Here is a 23,437-nt window from a genome sequence, read left to right as displayed (position 1 = left end):
AGCGCTCTACGACACTGACGGCCCGCTCCGCTGCCGCCCGATGGTCCAGGAGATGCTGTCGCCGCGCACGATGCCGGAGACCAGCTTGCCCAAATTGCGCTCCAGCACGGGCCGCCACGGCACCAGCGTGAACTCGCGAGCTTTCTCGATGACGGCGAAGCGGCCGCTGGCGAGATCGATGTGCCGGCGATAGATGCCTTCGACCTTCTCTCCCGACTTGGTCTCGACATAATTCAGCCCCAGTTCGCCCGATAGCTGCCCGACGGCGCGGTTCAGTTCGCACCGACGCAAGATGCCGAGCATGTTGGCGCGATAGACGATCCGGTCCTGGTCCTCCTGCGCCAGACCTGCCGCGATCAACCATTGCCGTCGACGCGACTGTGCCTCGCGCACGTCCCGCCCGAAGCCCTCGTCGCGCACGGGTTCCGGAGTCTCCGCGACAAGCTCGCGGTCGAGCCAAGTCGCGCCATCGGCGCCGACCTGACGTTCCAGCGGCAACGACGACAGCGTTCGCACAACCACGGGCGAGGCCTGTGCCTGGCGGCGCTCGAACGCCGCCACCCGCTCCAGATGGTCGGGGGCGATCACCCAGGTTCCATCGGGCTCGCGCTCGACGCCGCCGGTGACGCGGCGGATCGCCTCCAGCCGGCGCACATGGGTTTCTGCAAAACCGGCGTTGGCGGACGGGTCGTGACGGAGGTGGATATCGACGTCATACCGTCCACCATTGGCAGCCGCGATTTCGGACACCGTGCGATCGACCTGCCGGGGCTCGGGGCGCTTCGGCTCGATGCGCACGATGGCGCCTTCGGGCGTGGGCTCAGTCCCTTCCCCCTTGCCGATGTCGACATAGTGGGCGCGACCGTCGAGAGCGTCGACGATCAAGTAATGACGGTCGTTGATCTCGTCGGACAGACCTCGTGCGACCACCCGGCCCGTGATCGGGCGGATCTCTTTCGCGGCCGGGTCGAAGATCACGTAATCGGCGGCCGCACGCACCAGAGCTTTCGCTGTCATCTCGCGCTGCATCGTCTTGATGATGTCGCCGCGCTCGCCCATGCGCTTGAGCGTCTCCTCGAGGTCGTCCGCCAGACGCCACTGGCCCGGCCGCACTGCCTCGGCCAGTCCCAGATGTTTCAGTTTCTGCAGGCGGCCGGCCCGCAAGGTTTGCTGTAACGCATCCCTGTCGGTGGACCAGACCAGCCCTTCCCCATCCCGGTCGCGCAGCAGGCGCCGGTCGATACTGGTAAGCCGCTCCTGTTCGACTTCGTTGCGCAGGCGGTTCTCGATCTCCAGATCGGAGCGCGGCCCGAGGTCCAGCGTGACCAGTTCGGCGGCGCGCTCGCGCAGCCCCTTTGTGATGTACTCGCGGGCAATGACCAGGTCCCGGCCCCGGTCGTCCTTGCCGCAGAGGATGATGTGGCTGTGCGGATGGCCGGTGTTGTAGTGATCGACCGCGACCCATTCGAGCCTTGTGCCGAGGTCCTCCTCCATCTGCGTCATCAGGCGGCGGACGAACGGCCTCAGGTCGTCGTATTCGGCGCCATCCTCGGGCGCGACAATGAAGCGGAACTGGTGGCGGTCGCCTGTCGAGCGCTCGATGAACGCCTTGCCGTCAGCGCGATCCTGCTCGGCCGAATAGAGCTCGCCCGGGTGGCCGTCGCGGGTCACGCCATCGCGCTGGATATACCGCAGATGCGCCCGTGCGCCCTTGATGCCGTTGCCGGCGAGCTTGACAATGCGGGATTTGACGACGACACGGCGGCTCCGGAACGACGCATAACGATCGCGCGTGGCGAGCATGCGGCCAATGCTGGCGCCGCGACCGATCTGGCTGCCGTGGAAGGCGCTGCGACGGGGTGACCAACCGCCGCGCACGCGTCCGCCGGCCAGCGCGGTCGCCTGCAGTATCTGGTGCAGATACTTGCGCCCGCGTTTGCTGCCCTGGGACCGTATCTTCCCAAGCTTCGGCTTGAAGTCGTCGTCCTGCGTCATGACCACGCCTCACGGACGATCCATGGTGTCCACGAACACGAGGAAGCAACGCTCTCGCGTCGATCGCAAGGCGTCTCCATCGCCATGCTGTAAATCAACGAGTTACAAGAAACAGTCTCCATGGGCACAGCACCCGTCTCTATAAATAATGATGTGCAGACAAGGACATGGGCGTCTCGTGGAGACAGCCCTTTTATCTTGCCTTACGCGACTTCCGATCTGCTCTCCGTCCGTCCTGCGCTCACCTACGCTCTCGTGCCCGGCCTCGACTCAAGACGATGCCCATGCACCAGGTGGATTCGTCGTCTGAAGTGACGGGAGCGACGCCGTCACGACGCCGCTCCCGAAGCGATCGGCGGGGTCAATCACCGCCCGCCAGAAACGCCTTTTCGGCGCTCTCAAAGCTTTCGAAATGACGTAGCCGGAGCATCCAACGGACGTGACGTTCGGCATCCACGACGCAGGTCGCGACGTAATAGCGGCTGCGGAAATAGCCGATGATCGCGACGGTTTCGAACGCTTCGTCTTGGTCGTCGAGGCTCTCATAGGCGCCGAGATTCATCTCCGCGAGCCGCCCGTCCCAATGGAAATCGGCGCGTTCCGCTTCGATGAAACGCTCGACGTTCGACATGAGTCCCTCGGTGCCGAACTGCTCTTTGACGCTCTCGACGAGCATTGGGAAACGGTCGAATGCGGCGTGCGGATGGATGTGAAGCGTGGTCATCTGAACCTCCAGGGTTGATGTCCTCCTCATCGAGGACAGGCCCTGGCATCGGCCGGCGAAGCGCCGGTCAAGGACGCCGAAGGCGCCGCGCAGCGGGGCGTGGGGGAGCCAAAATGCGCCAGCATTTTGGGGGGACCGCGCATCCTTGACGGGCGTTTCGTCCTGGCTGGTACGATAGGCATACCGAGACGAGGCCCCTCTCTCCGGGAGGGCTCCAATGGCACCAGCGCCGCTCATCGCCGGCCATCCGGCACGGTGGTCAGGGGGACAAACAGATCGCTCGACGGCGCCACCCCATCGCGGCCGGGCGGCGCATCGGCGGTGGTTCGCAGCGCGAAGAACAGCCGCGTTCCCGATGCCACGGCAAGCGGCGACGGCAGACTTGGATCAATCTGCGCAATCGCGGCGAGATAGGCGCGCGTCTCGATCGGCAGAGGCCGGCCATCGCGCAGATACTCGTCGTATCGCTCCGGCCCAGCATTGTAGGCAGCGAACAAGCCGGGATAGCCATAACGGTCGTACATCGCGCGCAGATAGGCCGTGCCTGCCAGGATATTGTCGCGCGGGTCATACGGATCGGAGCCGAGACCATGCGCGCGCCGCATCTCCTCATAGGTGTCGGGCATCACCTGCATCAGGCCCATCGCCCCGGCGCGCGAGGTGATCGGACGGCCGTTAAGCGTTGACCGGCCTCCGCTCTCGGCCTGCAGGACCGCGCGTATCCAGGCCTCGGGCACGCCGAACCGGCGAGACGCCTCGGCGATGAAACCCTGCCAGCGATCGAGCGCAGCATCGGTCGCAGCGACGGGTTCGGCATTGGCAGGCGTGGCGCTTGCGATGGGTCCGATGGCCAATGCGCCGAGGATCAGGAGCATCATTCGATCCATAGCGGAGCGAGCCTCCCTATGATCGCGGCAGTCGGTGTTGGCCCGAAATACCGGCCGTCGAAGGAATCGGAGACGCCCTCCATGAGCAGGAAGACTTCGCCGTCATCGAGAAGATGGCAGCCGGTCCAGGCGGGCAGCGGGCGGCCGAGCCGGTCGCGCGCCAGCCGCTCGGCGACGACGCGGCCATTGATGGAGATCGCATCGCCGGCGGCGCAGACGACGTCACCGTCGAGCGCCGCGACGCGCTTCACCAGCGGAACGTTCGACGGGAGATAACCCCGTTCGGCTGCAAGCTGTCGCACGGCTTTCGGTGTGCGGACGAGCACCAGGTCGCCGCGCACAGCGTCGCCCAGAAGGACACGATAGAAGCCGATGGGCGCGCTGGCGCTGGCGTTCCACACCAGGCACGGCGCCGGCGCCCACAACACAGAATTGGCGAGCGTCGCGAGACCGATCAGGCCGAGCCCGAACAAGGTGAGGGCGAGGACTGTGCGCGGGCGCCTACGCACGCGCCGGCGCCGCTTCGCGCGTGTGAGAAACCGTTCGATCATCGCCGTGGCCCGCGACTCTCAGGCCGGGCGGGATGCTCACGGTCGGGTTCCGAGGTCGAGGTCTTGCCGTGCTCGGCCGACCATTTGTCGAGGTCGTCGATGTGGTAGCGGACGTAGCGGCCATGCTTGCGAAAGCGCGGACCGCCGCCGGCCGTGCGCATCTTTTCGAGCGTCCGGCGCGACAAGCCGACATAGTGGGCGGCCTGGTCGGTGTTCAGAAACGGACTGCCCTTCTTCGCATTGGCGGCCCGGATGATCTCGTCGTCCATGTTCGGCGCTCCCCGGTTGCGATGCAGGCGACGACGGCGAACACGGCAGCGTGCCGAGCGAGGATGGGCGCGATGGGGCGGGTTCCGGGACGCTCGAAAAGGCACCCCCCGCGAATTCGAGCGGGCGTGCGAAATCACACGCAGAAGGAAAGCCCCGCCGCGGCGATCCGCGACGGGGCTTGGGGGCGTTATCGGTCGCGCGGTTCCCACAGCGCGATGTGTGTGGCGCCGTCCCCGTTGGGGTTCTCGAGCTTGACCAGCCGGGCCCGGACCCAGTTCGGCCCGAACTCCGGCGCGCCGATCTTAAGGTTCAGGTAGGTCTCGCCGCTCGACTTCGCGACCTGGCTCCAGGCCGCTCCGACCTCGTAGCGCTGGCCGGCATAGACCCGATAGTCGGGCGCGTTCTCGGACATCTTGTCGATCGGAACGATGGTGAGCGCGGCGGTGACGTTGAGGGTCTTGAGGGTGCCCGTGAAGACGCCGTCGTCGAGCTTGGTGAAGGTGCCGAGGGTGATGGCCATGATGTGTCTCCTTTCGCTTGCGTCGCAGGACCGTCCTGCGATGGCTCGGCGCTCAGAGACCGCAAGGCGCCCCTCATCACCGCGAGCGTGAGCCGAGCGGCCGGAACGCAGTGGAGGACCTGGGAGGCGGGAGAATTTGGAGCGAAGCGTCCGCGAGGAGGCCCGCTTGCGGGCCGGGGAAATTCTTTCGCCGGACAGGTTGGAGAGGGGCGACGCGGACTCTAGCGCTTTGAGAGACATGCAGGGACGGTCTGCGAACCTCAACCCGCAAGGAGACCCTGGCTTGAACACCCGCGCACCTTCACCTTGGTTTCGACCGTGCAGGAACGGGCGCCCCTGACCCGCGTCATCCCGGTCTTCCAGACCCGTTTCGACGATGTCCGCCGCCACATCACACCGGCCGTTAAGGCGGCAGCGCGGGGTCGGTGACGGACTGCCGCGGCAATGCGGTCGAGTGGTGAGACTGGCTGATTCTCATGGCGAACCGGCCGATGACCGGGCTGATGCGTCCCGGTGCCGGCCTCATGATCGGCACAACGACGGACGCAATCTACGCTCACGGCGCGCGGCGGACGCGATACCGATAGCCGCCACGAAGCCGTGCGGATCACCGCCGCGGGGCATGCTGAAGTTCTGAACGCCGATCTCTTGGAACGACTCCGATGGGAGACCATCGCGGCTCGCCTTGATGCCCCTTGGTGCCGGCAACCGTGAGCGCTGCGCTGGGGGGTGGAAGCCCGCTAGCGCTGAGACGCCGAGAGGACACCTCCGGACGGAGCTCTTGCGCACCACCAATCCTTCTCCTTCATAAGACTGGAGAAAGGAATTTCATCTTCTGGCTGTCGACGATATTCGGCACATGAGCCCGGCACGCATCATCGATTCGCGGGCGCCAGAATTCAAAGGGTTACCTTCCGAGAAACGGCCCCAGCGGTGCAGAGCTTTTGGCAGCTTGGCTTGTTGCACCTCTTTACTGATTGTGAAGATTGGGAAAGTGGGACGGTCCGTGAGCAGCATTTAGGTCGCGGCTGCCACCGCGCGCCGGACCGAGTGCAACGGCTGCCTTGTGCGGTGTCTCTGACGGCGGTGCTTCCCAAACACGGTAAACGCCGCCGCGCTGGTCCCGACGGCAGCCATGAACAGAAGTGTCGCGCATAATGGCGGCGTAAGCGAAACGTTTAGGAGCGGGTAGCACGCGCTAGTCTCGCCAACCCTGGCCTTACCGACCGCGTTGCATAACGAGCAGCTTGGGTAAGCAGCGATATGTCCGCGGAAGCGCTGAGTTCCTCCTTTTCGCGCATCGCTGACTACATCAATCCGCTACAGGCCCCCGCTTTTAAAAGCTTTGCCGCCAGCGCGCCGGCTTGACCGGCGGCGTGAACGTTGATGGGATTCCTACGCCGCTGCTTCCATGCGCCTGATCAGAATGTGATCGTTGACCGCCCGTACCCCTGACGTCGTTTCCGCAGCCACGCGAACGGCATTGCGTTCCGTCTCCGAGCTGCTGAAGCCCCAGAGGTCGACGACGCCATCATTCACGGTCACATTCAAAAGGCCGGTGTGAGCCCAGCTTTGCTGTTTGAGCTTCTCCATCAGCTTGTCGCGAACCGTCGTATCCGACAGCGGGATTTCGAGCTTTGTTCCGCTGCTGGCGAAGGCTTGCACAAGATTAGCTCGGCTGACGATTCCGACAAGTTGCCCATCCCTCACAATGGGTACGCGTTTGATCCCATTCTTTTCCATCGTCATCGCTATTTCGTGCAGCGGCGTTTCCGGCGTAGCGGTAATGACCGTTCGTGTCATCACGTCGGCAACCTTGATCGCATGCGTCTTAATGTAGTCGGCTGCAAGCGCCTGTTCCTCCGCGACGAGCAACAGCCACCAGGAACGGCGTCGTTCCGTTCCGATCTCCGATCGGTGGATCAGGTCGCCTTCGCTCACGATCCCGACGAGCCTGCCGGCATCGTCAACAACAGGAACAGCGCTAATCCCACGGTCCAGAAATAGCGTGGCCGCTTCCTTCACCGATGCATAGGGCTTCACCGTAATGACGGGCGATGACATGACGTCACTGGCCTTCATGGTCTTTGCCTCCTTTCATTTGGATCATAGGCGGAACCCATATTCGCGCACTGTCGCGTGTCCGTCCTCTCTCGATGCGCGCCCGCTTCCTTTACTTGCTAGGCCTGTAAAACGATGAACAAGGCGCGTCCCTCCCGTAGGAGATTGAGCAGCAGGCGCTTCGGCGATTCCTGGACTTTGGCCGCAAAATCGCCGGGATTTGCCACCGGCTCCTGATTGACGGATGTGACCACGTCGCCCATGCGCAGCCCGGCTGCCCATGCCGCGCTTCCAGTCTGGATGGTCACGATTTCGATGCCGCGTGCCGTGGCATTTGGGCTTGTCGGAGCGAAGGAAGCGCCCTCCAAGAGGGGGCTGAGCTCTCCGCCCTGCAAAACGGTCCTGGGCCGCGCCGTCAGCGTGGCGCGCACAGTCATGGATCTCCCGCCGCGCAAGACTGTCAGTTCGGTTGTTTCGCCAACGGGCAACAGGCCAATCTTGTTGCGCAGATCGGCGGAGTCCCGCACGGCGGACTTGCCAATTTCGGTGATGACGTCGCCTGCCTTCAGGCCGGCGCGCTCCGCTGGCGACCCCGGTTCAACCCCGGCGATGACCGCACCTCCCTGTTGGGTGTGCAACCCTAGTGCCTGCGCGATATCGGGGGTCAGGTCCTGGATCGTGATGCCGAGCTGTCCCCGCCGAACGTGGCCGTACTTTACAAGCTGGTCCATGACGTCGCGCACCATGTTCGAAGGGATTGCAAATCCGATGCCGACATTACCGCCGCTTGGGCCGATGATCGCGGTATTGATCCCGATCAGCTCGCCCTGCAGATCGACCAGCGCACCGCCCGAATTGCCGGGGTTGATTGGCGCGTCGGTCTGGATGAAGTCCTCATAACCCTTGATGCCGAGGCCAGTGCGCCGCAGGGCGCTGACAATTCCCGAAGTGACGGTCTGGCCCAGCCCGAACGGATTGCCGATCGCCACCACGAAATCACCGACCTCGAGCTTGTCGGAATCGCCAAGCGGGAGCGCGACCAAATTCTCCGTCGGTATCTTGATCACAGCCACATCCGTATCCGCGTCGGCGCCGACCAGTTTAGCCTGAAAGCGACGGCCATCGGTGAGCGTGACCGAGATCTCGTCGGCATGCTCGACGACATGATTGTTCGTGATCACGAGGCCCTGCCGCGCATCAACGATCACGCCCGACCCGGCGGCGCGGATTTCCCTCTCAACGGGCATTTCGGGAATATTGAAGAAGCGACGAAAGAAGGGGTCGTTGAGCAGAGGGTTCTGCTCTTGGGCCATGCGGCCCTTGATCGCGATATTCACGACGCTCGGCATAACTTTTTTGACCAGGGGGGCGAGCGTCGAAACACCTTGCAGCGGACTCGCTGTCCGGACTGGTGGCGGTTCCTGCGCCAAAGCAAACTGTGACAACGCCAAGACAATGGAGAAGGTCGCGATCAAAAGACGCATGGCAGCTCTCCCGATCCCTCGCACAGGCTGCCGTCCGAGCCGCTGATGGGGCTCGGACGGCACTACGCTTCAGTCCGCCGGCTGATTTGCTGGAGGATTAGGCGGCTGATTTGACCTCGATCTTCTTCTCCGGCTTGATCGCCTCGGGCTTCTTCGGGAGCGTGACCGTCAGCACGCCCTTCTTGAAGCTCGCCTCGACCTTGTCGGTGTCGACGCCTTCCGGCACCGCGAAGCAGCGCTCGAAGGAGCCGAAGCTGCGTTCGTGGAGGTAATAGTCCTTTTTCTTTTCCTCCTTCTCCTCCTGCTTTTCGCCCTTGATCGTCAGGCCGCCGTTGGCGAGCTTCACCTCGATGTTCTTCTCGTCCAGGCCGGGAAGCTCGGCCGTAATCTCGTAGGCCTTCTCCTTCTCGACGATGTCAACGGCGGGTTCCGCGGTCCAGCTTTTTGCGCGGCCCCAGAACGGCTCGATGTCGAACATTGAGCGCCGGAACGGTGACCGCCAGAATCCCCGGTCGAAATCCTCGAAAAGCCGATCGACTTCACGTCGCAGGGTTTCGAACGGCCGCCAGGCCTGCAGCGCGGTTTCCCGCGCGGGAGCCTTTTCTTCCATCTTCACCGGTACCTTGCTTGATGCTTCGGCCATGGGTAGGTCCTCCATATGGAATTGGAAACGACGGATTTAACTCATGCGTCCACTGGGATCTGTTCGCCTTGATCCAGGTCAAAGCACCCTCGGCCCCGCCTGATATTTTGTTACTTATGCCCATTATCGGTATCGACCTCGGCACCTCCAACTCGGCCGCTGCGGTTCTCCGCGGAGGCCGGCCGATGATCATTCCGAGCGCCGAAGGCATCACGCTCGGCGGGAAGGCTTTTCCAAGCTACGTCGCGCTCACGGCGGATGGCCAGATCATCATCGGGGAACCGGCGCGCCGGCAAGCAACCGTCAATCCCGATGGGACGGCGACGGCGTTCAAGCGCCTCATGGGCCGGCGCGAGAAGGTCCGGCTGCGAGAGCGCGAGTTTTCGCCGGAGGAGCTTTCGGGGTTTCTTCTGCAGAAGATCAAGCGGGATGCCGAGGCGTTCCTCGGTGAGCCTGTCAAGCAGGCCGTGATCACGGTGCCCGCCTATTTCAACGATAATCAGCGCAATGCGACGAAGGATTCAGCCCGCATCGCCGGCCTCGAGGTGGTGCGATTGGTGAACGAGCCGACGGCGGCCGCGCTTGCCTACGGGCTCGATCGCCTGGGGCAGGAGTTGCGCATTGCGGTCGTCGACTTCGGCGGCGGCACCCTCGACGTGACCATCATGGAATTCGGCAAGGGTGTCTTCGAAGTGAAGGCGACGAGCGGGAACACGCAACTTGGCGGCACCGACATGGACAAGCTGGTGTTCGAGTTTCTTGCCGACCGTTTCAAAGCACAAAGTGGTGCCGATGTGCGTGCGGACCGTATGGCGGCGACGCGCATCACAGAGGCCGGTGAAGTTGCCAAGATAGAGTTGTCCACCAATACGACAACGCATATCACCTTGCCGTTTCTCGCCGCGGGCCCTTCGGGACCGGTTCATTTCGAGATCGACCTCACGCGCACCGATCTCGAGCGTATCGTAAGGCCGGTTGTCGAACGCTGCCGCGAGCCGGTCCTGCAAGCCTTTCACGATGCCGGTATCGAGCCTAACAAGATCGATCGCCTGGTTTTCGTCGGCGGACCGACGCGTATGCCAATGGTGCGAAGCTTCTTCGAGGATCTCACCGGGCATAAGGGCGAGACCGGCATCGATCCGATGGAATGCGTGGCCCAAGGGGCGGCGATTCAGGCCGGTGTGCTGGCCGGCGATGTCGGCTCGATCGTCCTTGTCGACGTTACACCGCTCACGCTCGGCATCGAGACTCTCGGTGGCGTCGCGACGCCGCTGATTGCGCGCAACACCCCTGTCCCGGTCAAGCGCTCGGAAATCTTCACGACCGCGGCCGATATGCAGACCAGTGTCACCGTGCACGTCTTTCAGGGCGAGCGGCCGATGGCGCTCGACAATACAAGCCTCGGACAATTCAACCTCGATGGGCTCCCTCCGGCCCCGCGGGGCGTACCGAAGATCGAGGTCACGTTCGATATTGATGCCGATGGCATCCTCAACGTGACGGCCAAGGACATGGCGAGTCAGCGCTCGCAGTCCATCCGTATCACCGGGTCTACGCGTCTGCCGGACGCGGAAAAGCAGCGCATGATCGATCAGGCGCAACAGTTTGCGGAGCAGGACAAGAGACGCCGCGACCAGGCCGAGAAGCTCAACAATGCGGATGCGATCTGCTATCAGGCCGAGCGCACGCTGGCCGATTTCGGGCCCCAGCTGTCCGACGACCTGCGTCGGCGCGTCGAAACGGCGCTGCGTGAGGGACGCGAGGCGCTTGCAAAGCGCGATGCCGAGCTCGCTTCTCAGAAGGCGGAAGCCTTGAAGACCGTGCTGCAGGAGGCAGGCCAGGTGCTTTACGCGCAGGCACCCCAAGCGGGACCGCAGCCTAGGCCCGATGTGAGCGGGCCAACCGGTGAGGCGCGACCGACCGGACCCGGTCCGGGCGGCCGGGTGGTTGACGCGGAGTACAAGGAGACTGCGGGCGACAAGCGATAGGTGGGCTGGCAGCCGTGGCCGAGCCGCGCGACTACTATGAAGTACTCGGAGTTCCGCGCGATGCGGACATCAAGGTCATCAAAGATGCCTTTCGGCAGCTCGCGCTCAAATATCACCCTGATCGAAACAAGGACCCGGGGGCGAGCGAGCGGTTCAAGGAGATCGCCGAAGCCTATGCGGTCTTGAGCGACCCGAGGAAGCGCGCTGAATACGATGCCCGCGGCCACGCCGGCATTGCTGGCTTTTCCGCCGAGGACCTGTTCGGCGGGATCAATTTCGAGGACATCTTTGGCGGGCTCGGCTTCGATTTCGGCGGCGCCGGCCCGTTCGATCGCCTGTTCCGGCGTCCTAGAGCGCCGCGCCACGGTGAGAATCTCGAGGCGACGGTCACTATCCCCCTTGAGCGCGTCCTGACCGGGGGCGAAGAAACGGTCCATGTCAGGCGTCCGGTACCCTGTCGAGCCTGCCAAGGATCCGGCGCCAAGGCGGGAACAAAGCCGCGCACCTGCTCCAAATGTGGCGGCAGCGGACAGCTCGTGCACAGCCAGCGCAAGCAGGGCGTCACGCTGCAGCAGATTACGACCTGCCCCGACTGCGCCGGCAGGGGAACGATCATCGACACGCCGTGCCCAGAGTGCGGGGGGACAGGGCAAGTCATGAACGACGAAACCCTCACAGTCCGCATTCCGGTCGGGGTGGAGGACGGCATGGCCTTGCGCGTGCCCGGCCACGGACAACCGGCGGAAAAGCCGGGGCTGCCGTCGGGCGATCTCTTCGTCGTCATCCGCACGGCTGACGATCCGCGCTTCGAACGTCACGGTCGCGACCTCTACCGGGTCGAAACCATCGATGTGGTCGACGCGGTCCTCGGCACGAGCATTGAAGTTCCCACGCTTGAGAAGCCGGTCTCGGCCAAAGTCGATCCGGGTACGCAGCCTGACACAGTCCTCCGCTTGCGCGGCAAAGGCCTGCCGCAGTTCGGCGGCGGGGTTCGCGGCGACATCTATGTGCGGCTGCAGGTGCATATCCCGCAGCGCCTGACCGAGCGAGACCGGCGCCTGTTCGAGCAGCTACGGGCGGGAACTCGAAAAGTGGTCTCCACGTGATTTTGGGGGACGGCCGCGGCTTTACGCACGAAGTTTGAGCCAAATCAACGCCGGCGGTTAACTCATGCATTATGAGAGTGTGGACTCCCACGACTTCGACTGCGATCTCAAAACAGGAGATGATTGCCGTGGCCTCCGGCGCCGCATGCGGTGACGATGTCCGAAACATCCTGGGCGATATCGGCGAGTCCAACATTATCGAGATCCTGGCATTGCAGCCGACGCTCGCCGAGATCGAAGAAGCCGCTGTGTGGGCGCTCGGTGACGGCGACGTTCTGGCAAAGAGCGGCCATCCGCAGACCGGACTGATCGCGCAGATCGTCGATATCTTATTGCATGACGAAGAAGAAGCCGAGCAAACCTGGTCAGGCATTCGCGAAGGAGGGTGATCGGAGATGCCACATAAGCAAGTCCTGTTCCGATCGGCCGCGCGGGAAAAGATTCTGCGCGGCGCGACGCAGCTCGCGGACGCCGTGCGCGTGACCTTGGGTCCGAGATCCAAGTCGGTGCTGATCGAGAAGAAATGGGGCGCTCCGATCGTCTGCAACGACGGCGTCACGATCGCCAAGGAATTCGACCTGAAGGATGCTGAGGAAAACCTCGGCGCCCGCATGCTTCGGCAGGCGGCGGAGAAGACAGGTGACATGGTGGGTGATGGAACGAGTACGTCGACTATCCTCGCCCACGCAATCTTCGCCGATGGGGTCCGCAACGTGGTGGCCGGAGCGAGTGCGATCGACATCAAGCGCGGCCTTGATCGGGCCGCCAAATGCGCCATCGCGGCGCTACGCGCATTGTCGCGTCCGGTGAAGACCCAGAAGGAAAAGGCGCAGGTCGCGGCGATTTCGGCGCACAATGATCCGGCGATCGGCGAACTCGTTGCCGACGCCATGGAAAAAGTCGGCGATGACGGCGTCATCACCGTAGAGGAATCCAAGACCACCGAGACGACGGTTGAAGTCGTCGAAGGCATGCGGTTCGACCGCGGCTTTGTGTCCCCCTATTTCATCACCAATCCCGAGAAGATGGAGGCGGTGATGGAGGACGCCCTCATCCTCATCTCCGACCGCAAGATCAGTATCCTCAAGGACCTGGTCCCGCTGCTAGAGCAGATCGCGAAAGCGGCATCGCCCCTCCTCGTCGTGGCGGAAGACGTCGAGGGCGAGGCGCTCGCTACGCTGATCGTCAATCATATCCGGGGGGCGCTGAAGAGCTGCGCCGTCAAGGCGCCGGGATTTGGCGACCGGCGCAAGGCGATGCTGCAGGACATCGCAGTGCTGACCGGCGGCCAGGTGATTTCCGAGGAGCTTGGCGTCAAGCTCGAACATGTGGCCATCGAACAGCTCGGCCGCGCCAAGCGCGTGGTCGTCGACAAGGACAACACCACCATCATTGGTGGCGCGGGCGAGCGCAAGGAGATCGACGGCCGCATTCAGCAGATCCGCCGCGAAATCGAGAAGGCGACGAGCGACTATGATCGCGAGAAGCTGGAGGAGCGTCTCGCCAAGCTCGCGGGCGGGGTGGCGGTGATCCGGGTCGGCGCTCCGTCCGAGGCTGAGATGAAGTCGAAGAAGGAGGCGCTCGACGATGCGATCAGCGCGACCAAGGCTGCGGTCGCCGAGGGTGTCGTTCCAGGCGGCGGACTCGCGCTGCTGCGCTGCGTCGAGGCGGTTGCGGCGGAGGAAGCCAGGTGCGAGGGAGACGAGCGCACCGGAATCCAGATTCTCAAGCGCGCGCTCGAGGCGCCGGCGCGCCAGATTGCAGAGAATTCCGCGGTGGATGGCGGCGTGGTCGTCGCGCGCATGTTGAGTGGGAAAGGTAGCGAGGGCTTCGACGCCGCGCACAAGCAGTATGTGGATCTGATCGAGGCCGGAATTATCGATCCGACAAAGGTTGTGCGCATTGCACTTGAGAACGCCGTTTCGGTTGCAAGCGTCCTGTTGCTGACCGAGGCGACGATGACGGAAATCCCGGAAGCCAAGAAGGAACACACGCCGGAGTCCGAAATGGCGATGTGACGGAGCGTGATTTCCCCACGCGCCATTCGCTGCACGCGGGCCATCGCCCGAAGAGCAGTCACCGCTTCCGCATGCCACCATGGGTGATACGACCATGGGAGGGCTTCAATCAGCCAACGGCTGGCTAAACGAATCGCGGTGAGCGCCTTGGACCGACTGGAATTTGCTGCGGCTACCTTTGTTACATTCTTCGTCGTCATCGATCCAATCGGCGTCCTCCCCATATTCATGGCTTTAACCGCGCGGAAGAGCGCAGCCGCGCGCCGCAGAATCGCAGTCCGTATGGTCGTTTTTGCCGCCGTGGCATTGTTGGTGTTTGCGCTCGCAGGAGACGCCGTTTTCCGCTTTCTGGGAATATCGCTTCCGGCATTTCGAGTAGCAGGCGGTCTGCTGCTATTGCTACTTTCTGTTGATATAATCCTTGTGCGGCCCAGCGGGCTGCGCACCGCGACTGAAGCCGAAGAACGGGAGGCGGAAGAAAGCACCGATATCGCTGGCGTTCCTCTTGCCGTGCCGCTCGTTGCCGGTCCCGGCGCCATAACGTCGGTTATACTCATTACCGGAAAGGCGGGCAGCGATATCGTTCTTCAGTCCAGCGCGGTGGCCATACTAATTGCGACCTTGCTGTTGTCTCTAGCGGTCTTTCTATTCGCGTCACGGTTGATGAGCCACCTTGGTCTGATCGGTGTCAATGTCGCCGGCCGAGTGTTCGGCATCGTGCTCGCCGGCCTCGCCATTCAGTACATCATCGATGGACTTGCGGCGTCCTTTCCGGTTCTCGTCAGCCCGTGAAGACCTATAGAACCGAGTAGAGCCTGCTTCGACCGCCGCGCCTTGCTGGAGCGACATGGGGCGCTGCGCCGGCACCCAGAGCCATTCGCCGCACCCATCTCTTGAAGCCGAGGACCTCGCCCGAAACGGAGTGCTCGCGGTTGTTGACCTCGTTGGCTTGTCGCAAGCAAGACCGCGGCCAGCTAGATCTTGCCTGGCTCGGCGATGACGGTTGACACAGGTCAATGTCGGTGTACGTCGCGGCGCTGATGATCGATTGCACCTCAGAACGCCTTCAATCGTCGTTCCATGCCCTCCCGCGCGGCCATGTTTCGTAACTCGTGCGTGAACCGGCCATGACTGGACCGTCTCGTCCTCTCCGACGCTCCGTCTCCTCGCTCCGTCCCGGAGCGATCGCAGAAGTCGACGCCCTGACGCGGGCGCAGGCCGCGCGTGAGCTGAAGCGGCTCGCGGCCGAGATTGCCGAGCACGATCGGCGCTACTACCAGAAAGACGCGCCGATCATCTCAGATGCGGATTACGACGCCTTACGGGCGCGCAATGCGGCGATCGAGGCGCGGTTTCCCGATCTCGTGCGAGCGGACTCCCCTTCTCGCCGGGTGGGTGCCGCACCCGCCGCCGCTTTCGCCAAGGTGCGGCACCGCGTGCCGGTCCTGTCGCTCGATAACGCGTTCACGGATGAAGATGTCCGGAGATTCGTCCAACGGGTTCGCCGGCTCCTGGGACTGGGTGGTGACGAGGAGATCGCGTTGCTCGCCGAGCCGAAGATTGACGGTCTCTGTCTGTCGCTGCGCTACGAATCGGGACGGCTCGTCGCGGGCGCCACTCGCGGTGACGGGACGGAAGGTGAGGACGTCACCGCGAACGTCCGAACGGTAACGGACATTCCCCATCGCCTGACGGGCAAGGCACTGCCGGAGATTTGCGAGATCCGTGGCGAGGTCTACATGACCAAGTCCGTCTTTCTCGCCCTGAACGAGCGGCAACGCGCTGCCGGGAAGCCAGCTTTTGCCAACCCCCGGAACGCCGCAGCGGGCTCGCTGCGCCAGCTCGACCCCACGATCACGGCGTCGCGGCAACTCGGCTTCTTCGCCTATGCCTGGGGCGAGATGAGCCGCATGCCGGCGGATACGCAGTCTGGGATGGAAAGGTGGTTCGCCGAATGCGGCTTCAAGACTAGTCCATTGACGAAGACCTGCCGCGCCGCCGAGGCTCTCCTTGCCTTCCATCATGCCATGGAGCTGCAACGGGGCACGCTCGACTATGACATCGACGGCGTCGTCTATAAGGTCGATCGCATCGATTGGCAGGAGCGCCTCGGTTTTGTCTCCCGCAGCCCGCGCTGGGCGCTGGCGCACAAGTTTGCAGCGCAAAAAGCAACAACAGTCATTAACGCGATCGACATTCAGGTCGGGCGCACCGGCGCGCTGACGCCCGTCGCCCGGCTTGCACCCGTCACCATCGGCGGTGTCGTGGTCGAGAACGCGACGCTGCACAATGCGGACGAGATCGCGCGGCTGGATGTGCGGATCGGCGACACCGTGACCATCCAGCGCGCGGGGGACGTGATCCCCCAGGTGCTGGGCGTGGTGCTGGAAAAGCGGCCGAAAAGCGCGAAGCCATATCATTTTCCGAAGAAATGTCCCTGCAGACTGAAGACCGATGTCGTGCGCGACATCACGGCCTCCGGTGAGAAAGGAGCGATCTCGCGCTGCACGGGCGCGTTCGCCTGCCCTTACCAGACTCTCGAGCATCTGAGACACTTCGTCTCGCGCCGCGCCTTCGATATCGACGGTCTCGGTGAGAAGCAGATCGCATTGTTCTTTGCGGAGGGATGGGTCAAGGAGCCGGTCGACATCTTCACCCTCGAAGCACGCAACGGAAGGATCAAGCTTGAGGAACGCCAAGGCTACGGGCAAAGATCGGTGGGCAAGCTGTTCAGAGCGATCCGCGCCCGGCGCGAGATTGCACTGGAGCGCTTCATCTATGCGCTCGGCATCCGTCATGTCGGCGAGAGCACCGCGCGCCTTCTTGCCCGCGGCTATGGGTCATGGAACGCGCTTCGCGACGCGTGTATGAAAGTTGCGAGAGGCGACGTTCAGGCGCGGCGCGCGATGGATGCTCTGGGTCAGATCGGCGATGCGGTGATCGACAGTCTCGCGGAATTCTTCAGTGAGAAACACAATTGCGACCTTGTCGAACGGCTCACCGCGCAGATCCGCATCCGCGATGCCAAACGTCCGGCCGAGAGCAGCCCTATTGCGGGAAAAACCGTTGTCTTCACTGGAACCCTAGAGCGCATGACGCGCGACGAAGCGGAAGCAGAGGCCAAGCGCCTGGGCGCCAGGGCGGCCGGTTCGGTCTCCAGGAGCACGGATTACATCATCGCCGGTCCGGGCGCCGGCGCGAAGCTCGACAAGGCCAAGGCGCTCGGTGTCCCGATCCTCTCCGAGGACCAGTGGTTGGCCCTCCTGCGCAAGCACGGCCGGCAGGGGTGACGAACGCGCACCACCCGGATTCGGGGGATAGCGCGCTTCGGCGAACATTCGGCTTCGGCGGATTGCCCATACCCTAAACCATTGCATCGGATGACTGCCGAGCGTGAGCTTGAGCGGCTATTGACTCAAATCAATGAGTCGTCCGTGAAGAATCGCTGCCGAGTGATTTTTCAGGCTGAGCGGGCCGTGGGAGCGGACTGAAGGAAGGCCTGGAACAGGGCACGCCAAAAGGCGGCGAGCCAGCGCAGGAGGAGGCCGAAGTTGTAGCCGGCGGCGGCGAGGACGGCGTTGATGCGGTCGCCGTCGCGGCCCTTCAGGTGGTTGCGGTCCATACGGTGCTCGGCCTTGAGGTGGCCGATCACCGGCTCGACGGCGGCGCGCCGTTTCATCTCGCGGCGGATGGTCTTGGTGACGCGCCGCACCCGACCGGAGATCCAGACCCGGAACCGGTGCGGGTGGTTGTGTCCGCGATAGCCCTTATCGACGTGGATGCGGCGGACCTCGACGCCGGTGAGCCTCTGCATGTCGGCGATGACGGGGCCGAGGGTATGGCCGTCGAACGGGTTGCCGTGCAGCGCCTTCGTATGCAGCACGAACTGGCCGCCCTTGGGCTGGGTGACGGGAGTGGCGACGCTCACCTTGCAGCCGAACTCGTAGGGGGCGCGCGCCTTGCCTTTGCCGATGCACTCGACCTCGGGCGCATGCAGCGAATAGACCTTCGGCCCGCGTTGCCGGTGGTCCTGATGGCGCACCTTGACCGCGAGGCCGAGGAGCTGCGCGAAGCGGTCTTCGAGCGCCGGATCGCCATCGATCTTGCGCCGGATGTCGCGGATGACCCGCCCCAATCGCGTGCGCAGGAACCTGAGCGCGCGCCGCGCCCGGTTGAACTGGTGCGCGTGGCTGTAGCGCCCGACCATGATCGCGGCGCGCTTGGCGACCCGAAGGTAGCTCTGGCGCAGCGGCACGCCTTCGCGCTTGGCCAGACCGACCAGCTTCTCCAGCGCCCGGTGCATCAGGCGCGCGTCGGTCGGGTGCGCGATCGCCTTCGGCTGCACGGTGGTATCCACCGCTACCCGCTCGAGGTCCCGGGTCGCCAGCGCCCCGGTCTTGTGCGCCACCGCCAGGCTCTCCTGGAGCAGCGCAACGAGTTGCGCCTCGCCCAGCCGCTGGCGCCAGCGAGTCAAAGACGAGCGATCGAACGGCAGCTCGTGCCGGAACACGACCTCGCCGCAGAAGTACTGGTAGTACGGGTTCTCCAGCCAGCGCGCGCACAGCGCCTCGTCCGACAGCGCGTGCATGTGCTTGAGGAGCAGCAGCCCGGCCACCAGCCGCGTCGGCAGCGGCGGTTGGCCCGGACCCGAGCGACAGACCGAAGCGAAGCGGCCCGACAGGAACCCCCAATCGATCTCCCCGGCCAACCGCGCCAGCGGATGCTCGAGATCGATGATCTCCTCCAGCGGCGGCCGGAACAGGTCCTTCTGACGCTCGTCGCGTGGCTTGCTCATCCCTCGTCCCCGACACCAGACCCGGATCGAGAGAATCACGAACCGCAGCCCGCGGGAATCCCAAAACGCAAGAAAGCGGGCGCGAAAGCCCGCTTTCCTGCAAAAACGATTACTTCCACGCCGTCGATCTGTTCAGCCCCTCAGTGGCTTACGCATTCTTCACGGGCGACCAATGAGGGCAGCTGCAAAACCAGATTTCCTGTGTGTCCGACCATGGGCTCTTCGAGCCCAGAGGCTCGGGACAATCACATCAACACTGGAACCTGGTAGCGCTGGGCCAGATCGGCCACGCTCGCTTGTTCTCGCAGCGCCTCCAAGGCGATCTTCGCCTTCAGCGCCGCGTCAATCTTTCGTCTCGTTCTCTTCGTCATGATCCGCTCCGTCTAGCATGACGGAACGGCCCGCGCTCCAACTAATCAACTGGTCCCAAATTCGGGGTCCACTTCAGAGTAGGACGAAAGGGCGCTCATGTTTTCTTGATACATTGAGCGGGCAGCCAAGCCATTGATTCAAATCAAGGTGGGCTACTTGTCGCGACAAACCGCCCTTGCCCGCGGCGCGTTTCTAAATCTCCACTGGCGCCTCGGCGTCTCCTCCGAGCGTTCAAGCTTCACGACCCGAGATCTTTGATCGTTGGTTCGGGCGCAGACAGATGGCAGGGTCGGCCCGCGGTACGATTGCCAAATACCACGATCCTGTGCGGCGGTGGGCGCGGAAGTGGAGGCCGGCAGTGGACGATTGGATCTGCCAGAAAAATATCGAGCACTTCCGCGCGCAACTTCGCACGCTTCGTGAAGAAAGTCGACGCAAGGTATTGATGGAGCTACTGGCGGCTGAGGAGGCACGGCTGGGTCGGCTAAGTCTGAGGCGGCGGCCCGATAACCGCGCTGATGATCGCGACTATTCGAGCCCGGGAGCGCCGAATGCGGATGCGAGCGTTCCCCTTCCGACGGAGGGCAGCAATGGTTGACTATCGCTGCTATTTCTTGGGTGCGCCAACGATCCATTGTGGCATGACCCAATCAATTGACGCCGCAGAAGACTTCTCCGCGAGCAGCGACGAAGAGGCGCGCATCAAGGTGGAAACCATGTATCACCAGCGCCGCAATCAGATTCACGGGTTCGAGATTTGGCAGAGGGATAGGCTGGTGTTCCGGTATCAAGCGCCGCAAGACTGTAGGGCAGCCGGCTAGGTGCGGCCAGTAGCTGATTTTCTCGCGGGAAAGGCTTCTGTGAGATGGGTAGTATTGAAGTCACCCGGTTGCCGTCGCCTCGGTATGGGCACCGGTTCTCGACGCAAGAGCATGCATGCTTTGACTCTCCGGAGGAGGTCAGATGAATGGGCTGCATCAATGGGGGAATTCCGGCGTTGAGCCTTCAATTGCCGAACTTCTTTCTGATCCGATCACTCAAGCCGTGATGCGGGCGGATGGCGTCAGGGTCAAGGACGTTCTTGCGATTATTCGCCGGGTTCAGTGTCGACCAAATGCGCTCCGACTTTTGAATCAGTTGCGTCGCGAAACCTTGCGGCACGGGTCCGCATCCGCGATGCCGGTCGCCCGGCCGAGAGTAGCCCAATTGCGGGAAGAACCGTAGCGTTCACCGGGAGGTCGAGCGCATGACACACGAGGCAGCAAAAGCTGCGACCGAGCTACTTACTCCAAGACGGCAAGCTCGATGTCTAAGAGCACGGAATACGTGTTATCGAGTTCAACGCCACCGACGGTGCTCCGCAGAAGCAGAAGTAGCTGCGGCATCCGACGAGATAGCGCGATAGTTCCTCGGCAATCTGCGTGAGACTCGCGCTTCGTGGCTGTCGCGTCAGTTCTCGGATCCCGCGTCTTAGAACCGAGCGAAGACCTGGGACGCGATGCGTCGCCCGTAGTCAATTCGCAGACGAGAAGCTGAAGCGTAAGAACTTGTGGCGGCCCGGGTCAACAGGAACACCACATAAAGAGATACACGTGATGTAAACAGGCCCAGGGTTTTGAATGGTGGTGGTCCAGCCCCGCCGGCGATCGGACGAACGGCGCCTAAGCGCCGCCCTCCTCGCTGAACCGCCACACCGGGATGCCCATCTTGCGGGCCTTGTCGGCGAGGTTGGCGGAGATGCCCGAGCCGGGGAAGACGACGACGCCGATCGGCAGGGCTTCGAGCATCTGGTCGTTGCGCTTGAAGGGCGCGGCGTTGTGGTGGCGGTTCCAGTCGGGCTTGAAGGCGACCTGCGCGACCTTGCGGTTGTCGGCCCAGCAGGCAGCGATGCGCTCGGCGCCGCGTGGACTGCCGCCGTGCAGCAGCACCATGTCGGGATGCTTGGCATGGACCTTGTCGAGCGCGGCCCAGATGCGCCGGTGATCGTTGAAGTCGGAACCGCCGGTGAAGGCGATGCGGCTGCCCGCGGGCACGAGCAGTTGCGCCTCGGCGCGGCGCTGGGCGGCGATGAACTCGCGGCTGTCGATCATGGCGGAGGTGAGCGCGCGATGGTTGACCATCGAGCCCGAGCGGGGCCGCCATGCTGAGCCGGTGACGGCCTCGTAGTGCTCGGCGGCATGGTCGCGGCAGAACTCGAAGGCGTTGCGGCGCTCGACCAGGCTGAGGCCCTGATCGATGAGGCGCTCCAGCTCGACCGAGCGGACCTCGGTGCCGTTCTGCTCGAGCTGCGAGCGGCGCTGCGCCTGCTCGTTGGCGTCGAGATCGCGCTCGATGCGGGCGATCTTGCGGTGGAACAGGTTGACGAAGGACCAGAGCAGGTCGTCGAGATCGTCCTCGAGCCGCGTGTCGGTCAGCATCGCGGCGAAGCCGTCGACGATCGCGCCGAGCTCGGCGCGGACGGCATCCGCCTCGGGCAGCGGACGCGGATCGGGCTCGTCCTGGCCAGGGCGATGGCCGCAGAGCGCCAGCTCGTCGAGCAGATGCGCGGTAGGCGAGAGAGCGTGCGGCTCGTCGCCGGACTCGGTGTCGGGGGAGAGGAAGGGCAAGGATTCGTGCGTCATGGCGGGCTCCTGTTGCGGTCTGGCCGCGCCCATCGCGGCCTTCACGGCGATCGCCCGCCGGGGACGGAACCGGGCCCGCACCCCGCCGCCGGCCTGCCGGCAAGGGGCCGGAGCGCCAGCGGAGGATGGCGGGAGGCGGCTATTCTGTTTCGCGATGCAAAGCCGGGCGGCCTGCCGCCCGGCGGCGGAAAATAGTCGCTGGACGCCATTGCGGGACCGGGGCCGGCTCTGGCAGATCGCCGCTCGGGAAGGCCGCAGGCGCGCGCCTCTGACCGGGCCAGGCGTCCCGCCGCACGCCTCCCCGCCCCCTTCCGGCCCGACACCGAACCGCAGGAGATGCCGCGCTCGGCCTTCCGATCAGGCTGCATCGCGACGGCGCAGGAACCGCAGGACGTCGGCCGGGGCGAGCTGATCCGCCAGCCGGGCCAGCATGACGTCCGGGCCGAGCCGGCGCAGATCGACGTTGAAATCGCTCCTGGCCGGCATGAGATCGCGGACCTCGATGCCCGCGTCGCGACCGCGTGCGTGAAGCCGTTCCGCCGCCATCCGGCCGGCCGCATCGCGATCGCGCGCGACATAGAGCCGGGCCAGCATCGGGGCGAGATCCAGGGCGGCGAGATGGTTGGCCGAGAGCGCGGCGATCATCGGCAGGTCCGGCAGCACCGATTTGAGCGCGAGCATGGTCTCGATGCCCTCCCCGGCGGCGAGCACGTCGATGGCGCGGCCGAAGCGCACGCCGTTGCCCAGCAGTTGGCCGAGCGCGCGGCGCGGATCGGCGAGCGGGGCCTTCTCGGGACACTGCCGGTCGAGCCAGGTGCGATGGACGCCGGTGATCCGGCCGTCCGCGTCGGTCACGGCGGCGAGCAGTCCCGGCCAGGACTCGCGGGCAGCATCGCGGTCGGACCGGTACCAGAGCGCGGAATGGAAGCGCAGGGACGGCCAGTCAAGCCGTGCGGTGATGCCGCGCGCGCGCAGATAGGCTTCGGCCTGGGTGCCGGCGACGGGCCGGCCGGCTCGAAACAGACGGCGGGCGGCTTCAGGCGACCCAGCGGGCGGCGGCGGTTCGCGGGTCGGATGCGCAGGCTCGGAGCGTGGCAGCCAGAGGAAGCGGCGCGCCTCGTCAAGCACGTCGCGGAAGGCGTCGAGCCCGCGATTGAGGGCGATCAGGTCAAGGAGATCGCCGTGCTCGCCGGTGGCGGCGTCGGTCCATTTGCCGGCGGCGCCGGGACCGGACTCTGGCCCCGTGAGACGGACATAGAGGCTGCGGCCGGGCGTGTTCCGAACATCGCCGACTAGCCAATAGCGGCCATGGCGGCGGCCGTTGGGAAGATAGTGGCGGCAGACGGCCTCGGCATCCCGCGCGAGACGACGCGCCAGATCGGCTGCTTGGCTGGACATGATC

22 protein-coding genes are annotated in these 23,437 nt (G+C 64.2%); 8 read left to right on the top strand and 14 right to left on the bottom strand.

The features are described from left to right. Window positions 1-6: 6 nt before the first annotated feature. The 9 genes from rlxS to AB1781_07235 all read right to left on the bottom strand — a co-directional run bounded on the left by rlxS (window position 7) and on the right by AB1781_07235 (window position 9,135). Window positions 7-1,995: a relaxase/mobilization nuclease RlxS gene (gene rlxS, locus AB1781_07275; protein ID MEW5704367.1), complete on the bottom strand. Its 1,989-nt coding sequence runs from the start codon at window positions 1,993-1,995 to the stop codon at window positions 7-9. 361 nt (window positions 1,996-2,356) lie between these two features. Then, a complete protein-coding gene (locus AB1781_07270; GenBank protein ID MEW5704366.1) occupies window positions 2,357-2,719 on the bottom strand; it encodes a hypothetical protein in 363 nt (120 codons plus the stop codon). A 233-nt stretch (window positions 2,720-2,952) separates the two neighbouring features. Next, entirely contained in the window at window positions 2,953-3,606 is a 654-nt protein-coding gene (locus tag AB1781_07265; protein MEW5704365.1) for a lytic transglycosylase domain-containing protein, read from the bottom strand. Further along, window positions 3,594-4,115, bottom strand: a complete 522-nt coding sequence (locus tag AB1781_07260; protein ID MEW5704364.1) for a S26 family signal peptidase — start codon at window positions 4,113-4,115, stop codon at window positions 3,594-3,596. Before AB1781_07260 ends, AB1781_07265 begins: the two co-directional genes overlap by 13 nt. A 38-nt stretch (window positions 4,116-4,153) precedes the next feature. Continuing rightward, window positions 4,154-4,426 (bottom strand): helix-turn-helix domain-containing protein, encoded by a 273-nt coding sequence (locus AB1781_07255; GenBank protein ID MEW5704363.1) that lies wholly within the window; start codon window positions 4,424-4,426, stop codon window positions 4,154-4,156. A gap of 188 nt (window positions 4,427-4,614) precedes the next feature. Then, entirely contained in the window at window positions 4,615-4,947 is a 333-nt protein-coding gene (locus AB1781_07250; protein ID MEW5704362.1) for a DUF736 domain-containing protein, read from the bottom strand. Between the two features lie 1,395 nt (window positions 4,948-6,342). Next, entirely contained in the window at window positions 6,343-7,029 is a 687-nt protein-coding gene (locus AB1781_07245; GenBank protein ID MEW5704361.1) for a CBS domain-containing protein, read from the bottom strand. 98 nt (window positions 7,030-7,127) lie between these two features. After that, complete coding sequence (locus AB1781_07240) at window positions 7,128-8,492, bottom strand: DegQ family serine endoprotease (GenBank protein ID MEW5704360.1); 1,365 nt, start codon at window positions 8,490-8,492, stop codon at window positions 7,128-7,130. 97 nt (window positions 8,493-8,589) lie between these two features. After that, window positions 8,590-9,135, bottom strand: coding sequence for an Hsp20/alpha crystallin family protein (locus tag AB1781_07235; protein MEW5704359.1), 546 nt, complete (start codon window positions 9,133-9,135; stop codon window positions 8,590-8,592). Between the two features lie 116 nt (window positions 9,136-9,251). On the opposite strand from AB1781_07235, the gene dnaK reads away from it, so the two are divergent. The 6 genes from dnaK (at window position 9,252) to ligA (ending at window position 17,537) form a co-directional block, all read left to right on the top strand. Beyond that, window positions 9,252-11,123 carry a molecular chaperone DnaK gene (dnaK, locus tag AB1781_07230; protein ID MEW5704358.1) on the top strand — a complete coding sequence of 624 codons (1,872 nt, stop codon included), beginning with the start codon at window positions 9,252-9,254 and terminating at the stop codon, window positions 11,121-11,123. A 14-nt stretch (window positions 11,124-11,137) separates the two neighbouring features. Next, complete coding sequence (gene dnaJ, locus AB1781_07225) at window positions 11,138-12,229, top strand: molecular chaperone DnaJ (protein MEW5704357.1); 1,092 nt, start codon at window positions 11,138-11,140, stop codon at window positions 12,227-12,229. Between the two features lie 119 nt (window positions 12,230-12,348). After that, window positions 12,349-12,618, top strand: a complete 270-nt coding sequence (locus tag AB1781_07220) for a hypothetical protein (protein MEW5704356.1) — start codon at window positions 12,349-12,351, stop codon at window positions 12,616-12,618. Window positions 12,619-12,624: 6 nt separating this feature from the next. Further along, window positions 12,625-14,247, top strand: a complete 1,623-nt coding sequence (groL, locus tag AB1781_07215; protein ID MEW5704355.1) for a chaperonin GroEL — start codon at window positions 12,625-12,627, stop codon at window positions 14,245-14,247. 147 nt (window positions 14,248-14,394) lie between these two features. Further along, window positions 14,395-15,039, top strand: a complete 645-nt coding sequence (locus AB1781_07210; protein ID MEW5704354.1) for a MarC family protein — start codon at window positions 14,395-14,397, stop codon at window positions 15,037-15,039. Window positions 15,040-15,374: 335 nt separating this feature from the next. Beyond that, window positions 15,375-17,537 carry an NAD-dependent DNA ligase LigA gene (gene ligA / locus AB1781_07205; GenBank protein MEW5704353.1) on the top strand — a complete coding sequence of 721 codons (2,163 nt, stop codon included), beginning with the start codon at window positions 15,375-15,377 and terminating at the stop codon, window positions 17,535-17,537. A gap of 170 nt (window positions 17,538-17,707) precedes the next feature. Here the strand turns inward: ligA and AB1781_07200 are convergent, their stop codons facing one another. Beyond that, the gene (locus AB1781_07200) at window positions 17,708-19,042 is read right to left on the bottom strand and encodes an IS5 family transposase (GenBank protein MEW5704352.1); all 1,335 of its coding nucleotides are present in this window, start codon (window positions 19,040-19,042) and stop codon (window positions 17,708-17,710) included. Between the two features lie 245 nt (window positions 19,043-19,287). Next, window positions 19,288-19,413, bottom strand: a complete 126-nt coding sequence (locus AB1781_07195; protein MEW5704351.1) for a hypothetical protein — start codon at window positions 19,411-19,413, stop codon at window positions 19,288-19,290. 359 nt (window positions 19,414-19,772) lie between these two features. On the opposite strand from AB1781_07195, the gene AB1781_07190 reads away from it, so the two are divergent. Further along, on the top strand, window positions 19,773-20,012 hold the full coding sequence (locus AB1781_07190) for a hypothetical protein (protein MEW5704350.1): 240 nt from the start codon (window positions 19,773-19,775) through the stop codon (window positions 20,010-20,012). After that, entirely contained in the window at window positions 20,005-20,235 is a 231-nt protein-coding gene (locus AB1781_07185; protein MEW5704349.1) for a hypothetical protein, read from the top strand. The genes AB1781_07190 and AB1781_07185 overlap by 8 nt, the downstream gene beginning before the upstream one ends. A 488-nt stretch (window positions 20,236-20,723) precedes the next feature. Here the strand turns inward: AB1781_07185 and AB1781_07180 are convergent, their stop codons facing one another. The 3 genes from AB1781_07180 to AB1781_07170 form a co-directional block, all read right to left on the bottom strand. Continuing rightward, a complete protein-coding gene (locus AB1781_07180) occupies window positions 20,724-20,876 on the bottom strand; it encodes a hypothetical protein (GenBank protein MEW5704348.1) in 153 nt (50 codons plus the stop codon). Window positions 20,877-21,075: 199 nt separating this feature from the next. Further along, window positions 21,076-22,035: a DUF2493 domain-containing protein gene (locus tag AB1781_07175; GenBank protein MEW5704347.1), complete on the bottom strand. Its 960-nt coding sequence runs from the start codon at window positions 22,033-22,035 to the stop codon at window positions 21,076-21,078. 357 nt (window positions 22,036-22,392) lie between these two features. Beyond that, entirely contained in the window at window positions 22,393-23,433 is a 1,041-nt protein-coding gene (locus AB1781_07170; protein MEW5704346.1) for a toprim domain-containing protein, read from the bottom strand. Window positions 23,434-23,437: the final 4 nt, after the last annotated feature.

The organism is Pseudomonadota bacterium (assembly GCA_040752895.1).
In the GTDB taxonomy this organism is placed as follows: Bacteria; Pseudomonadota; Alphaproteobacteria.
Note: the sequence above shows the minus strand (reverse complement) of the source record. Positions and strands in the feature narration are given on the sequence as shown.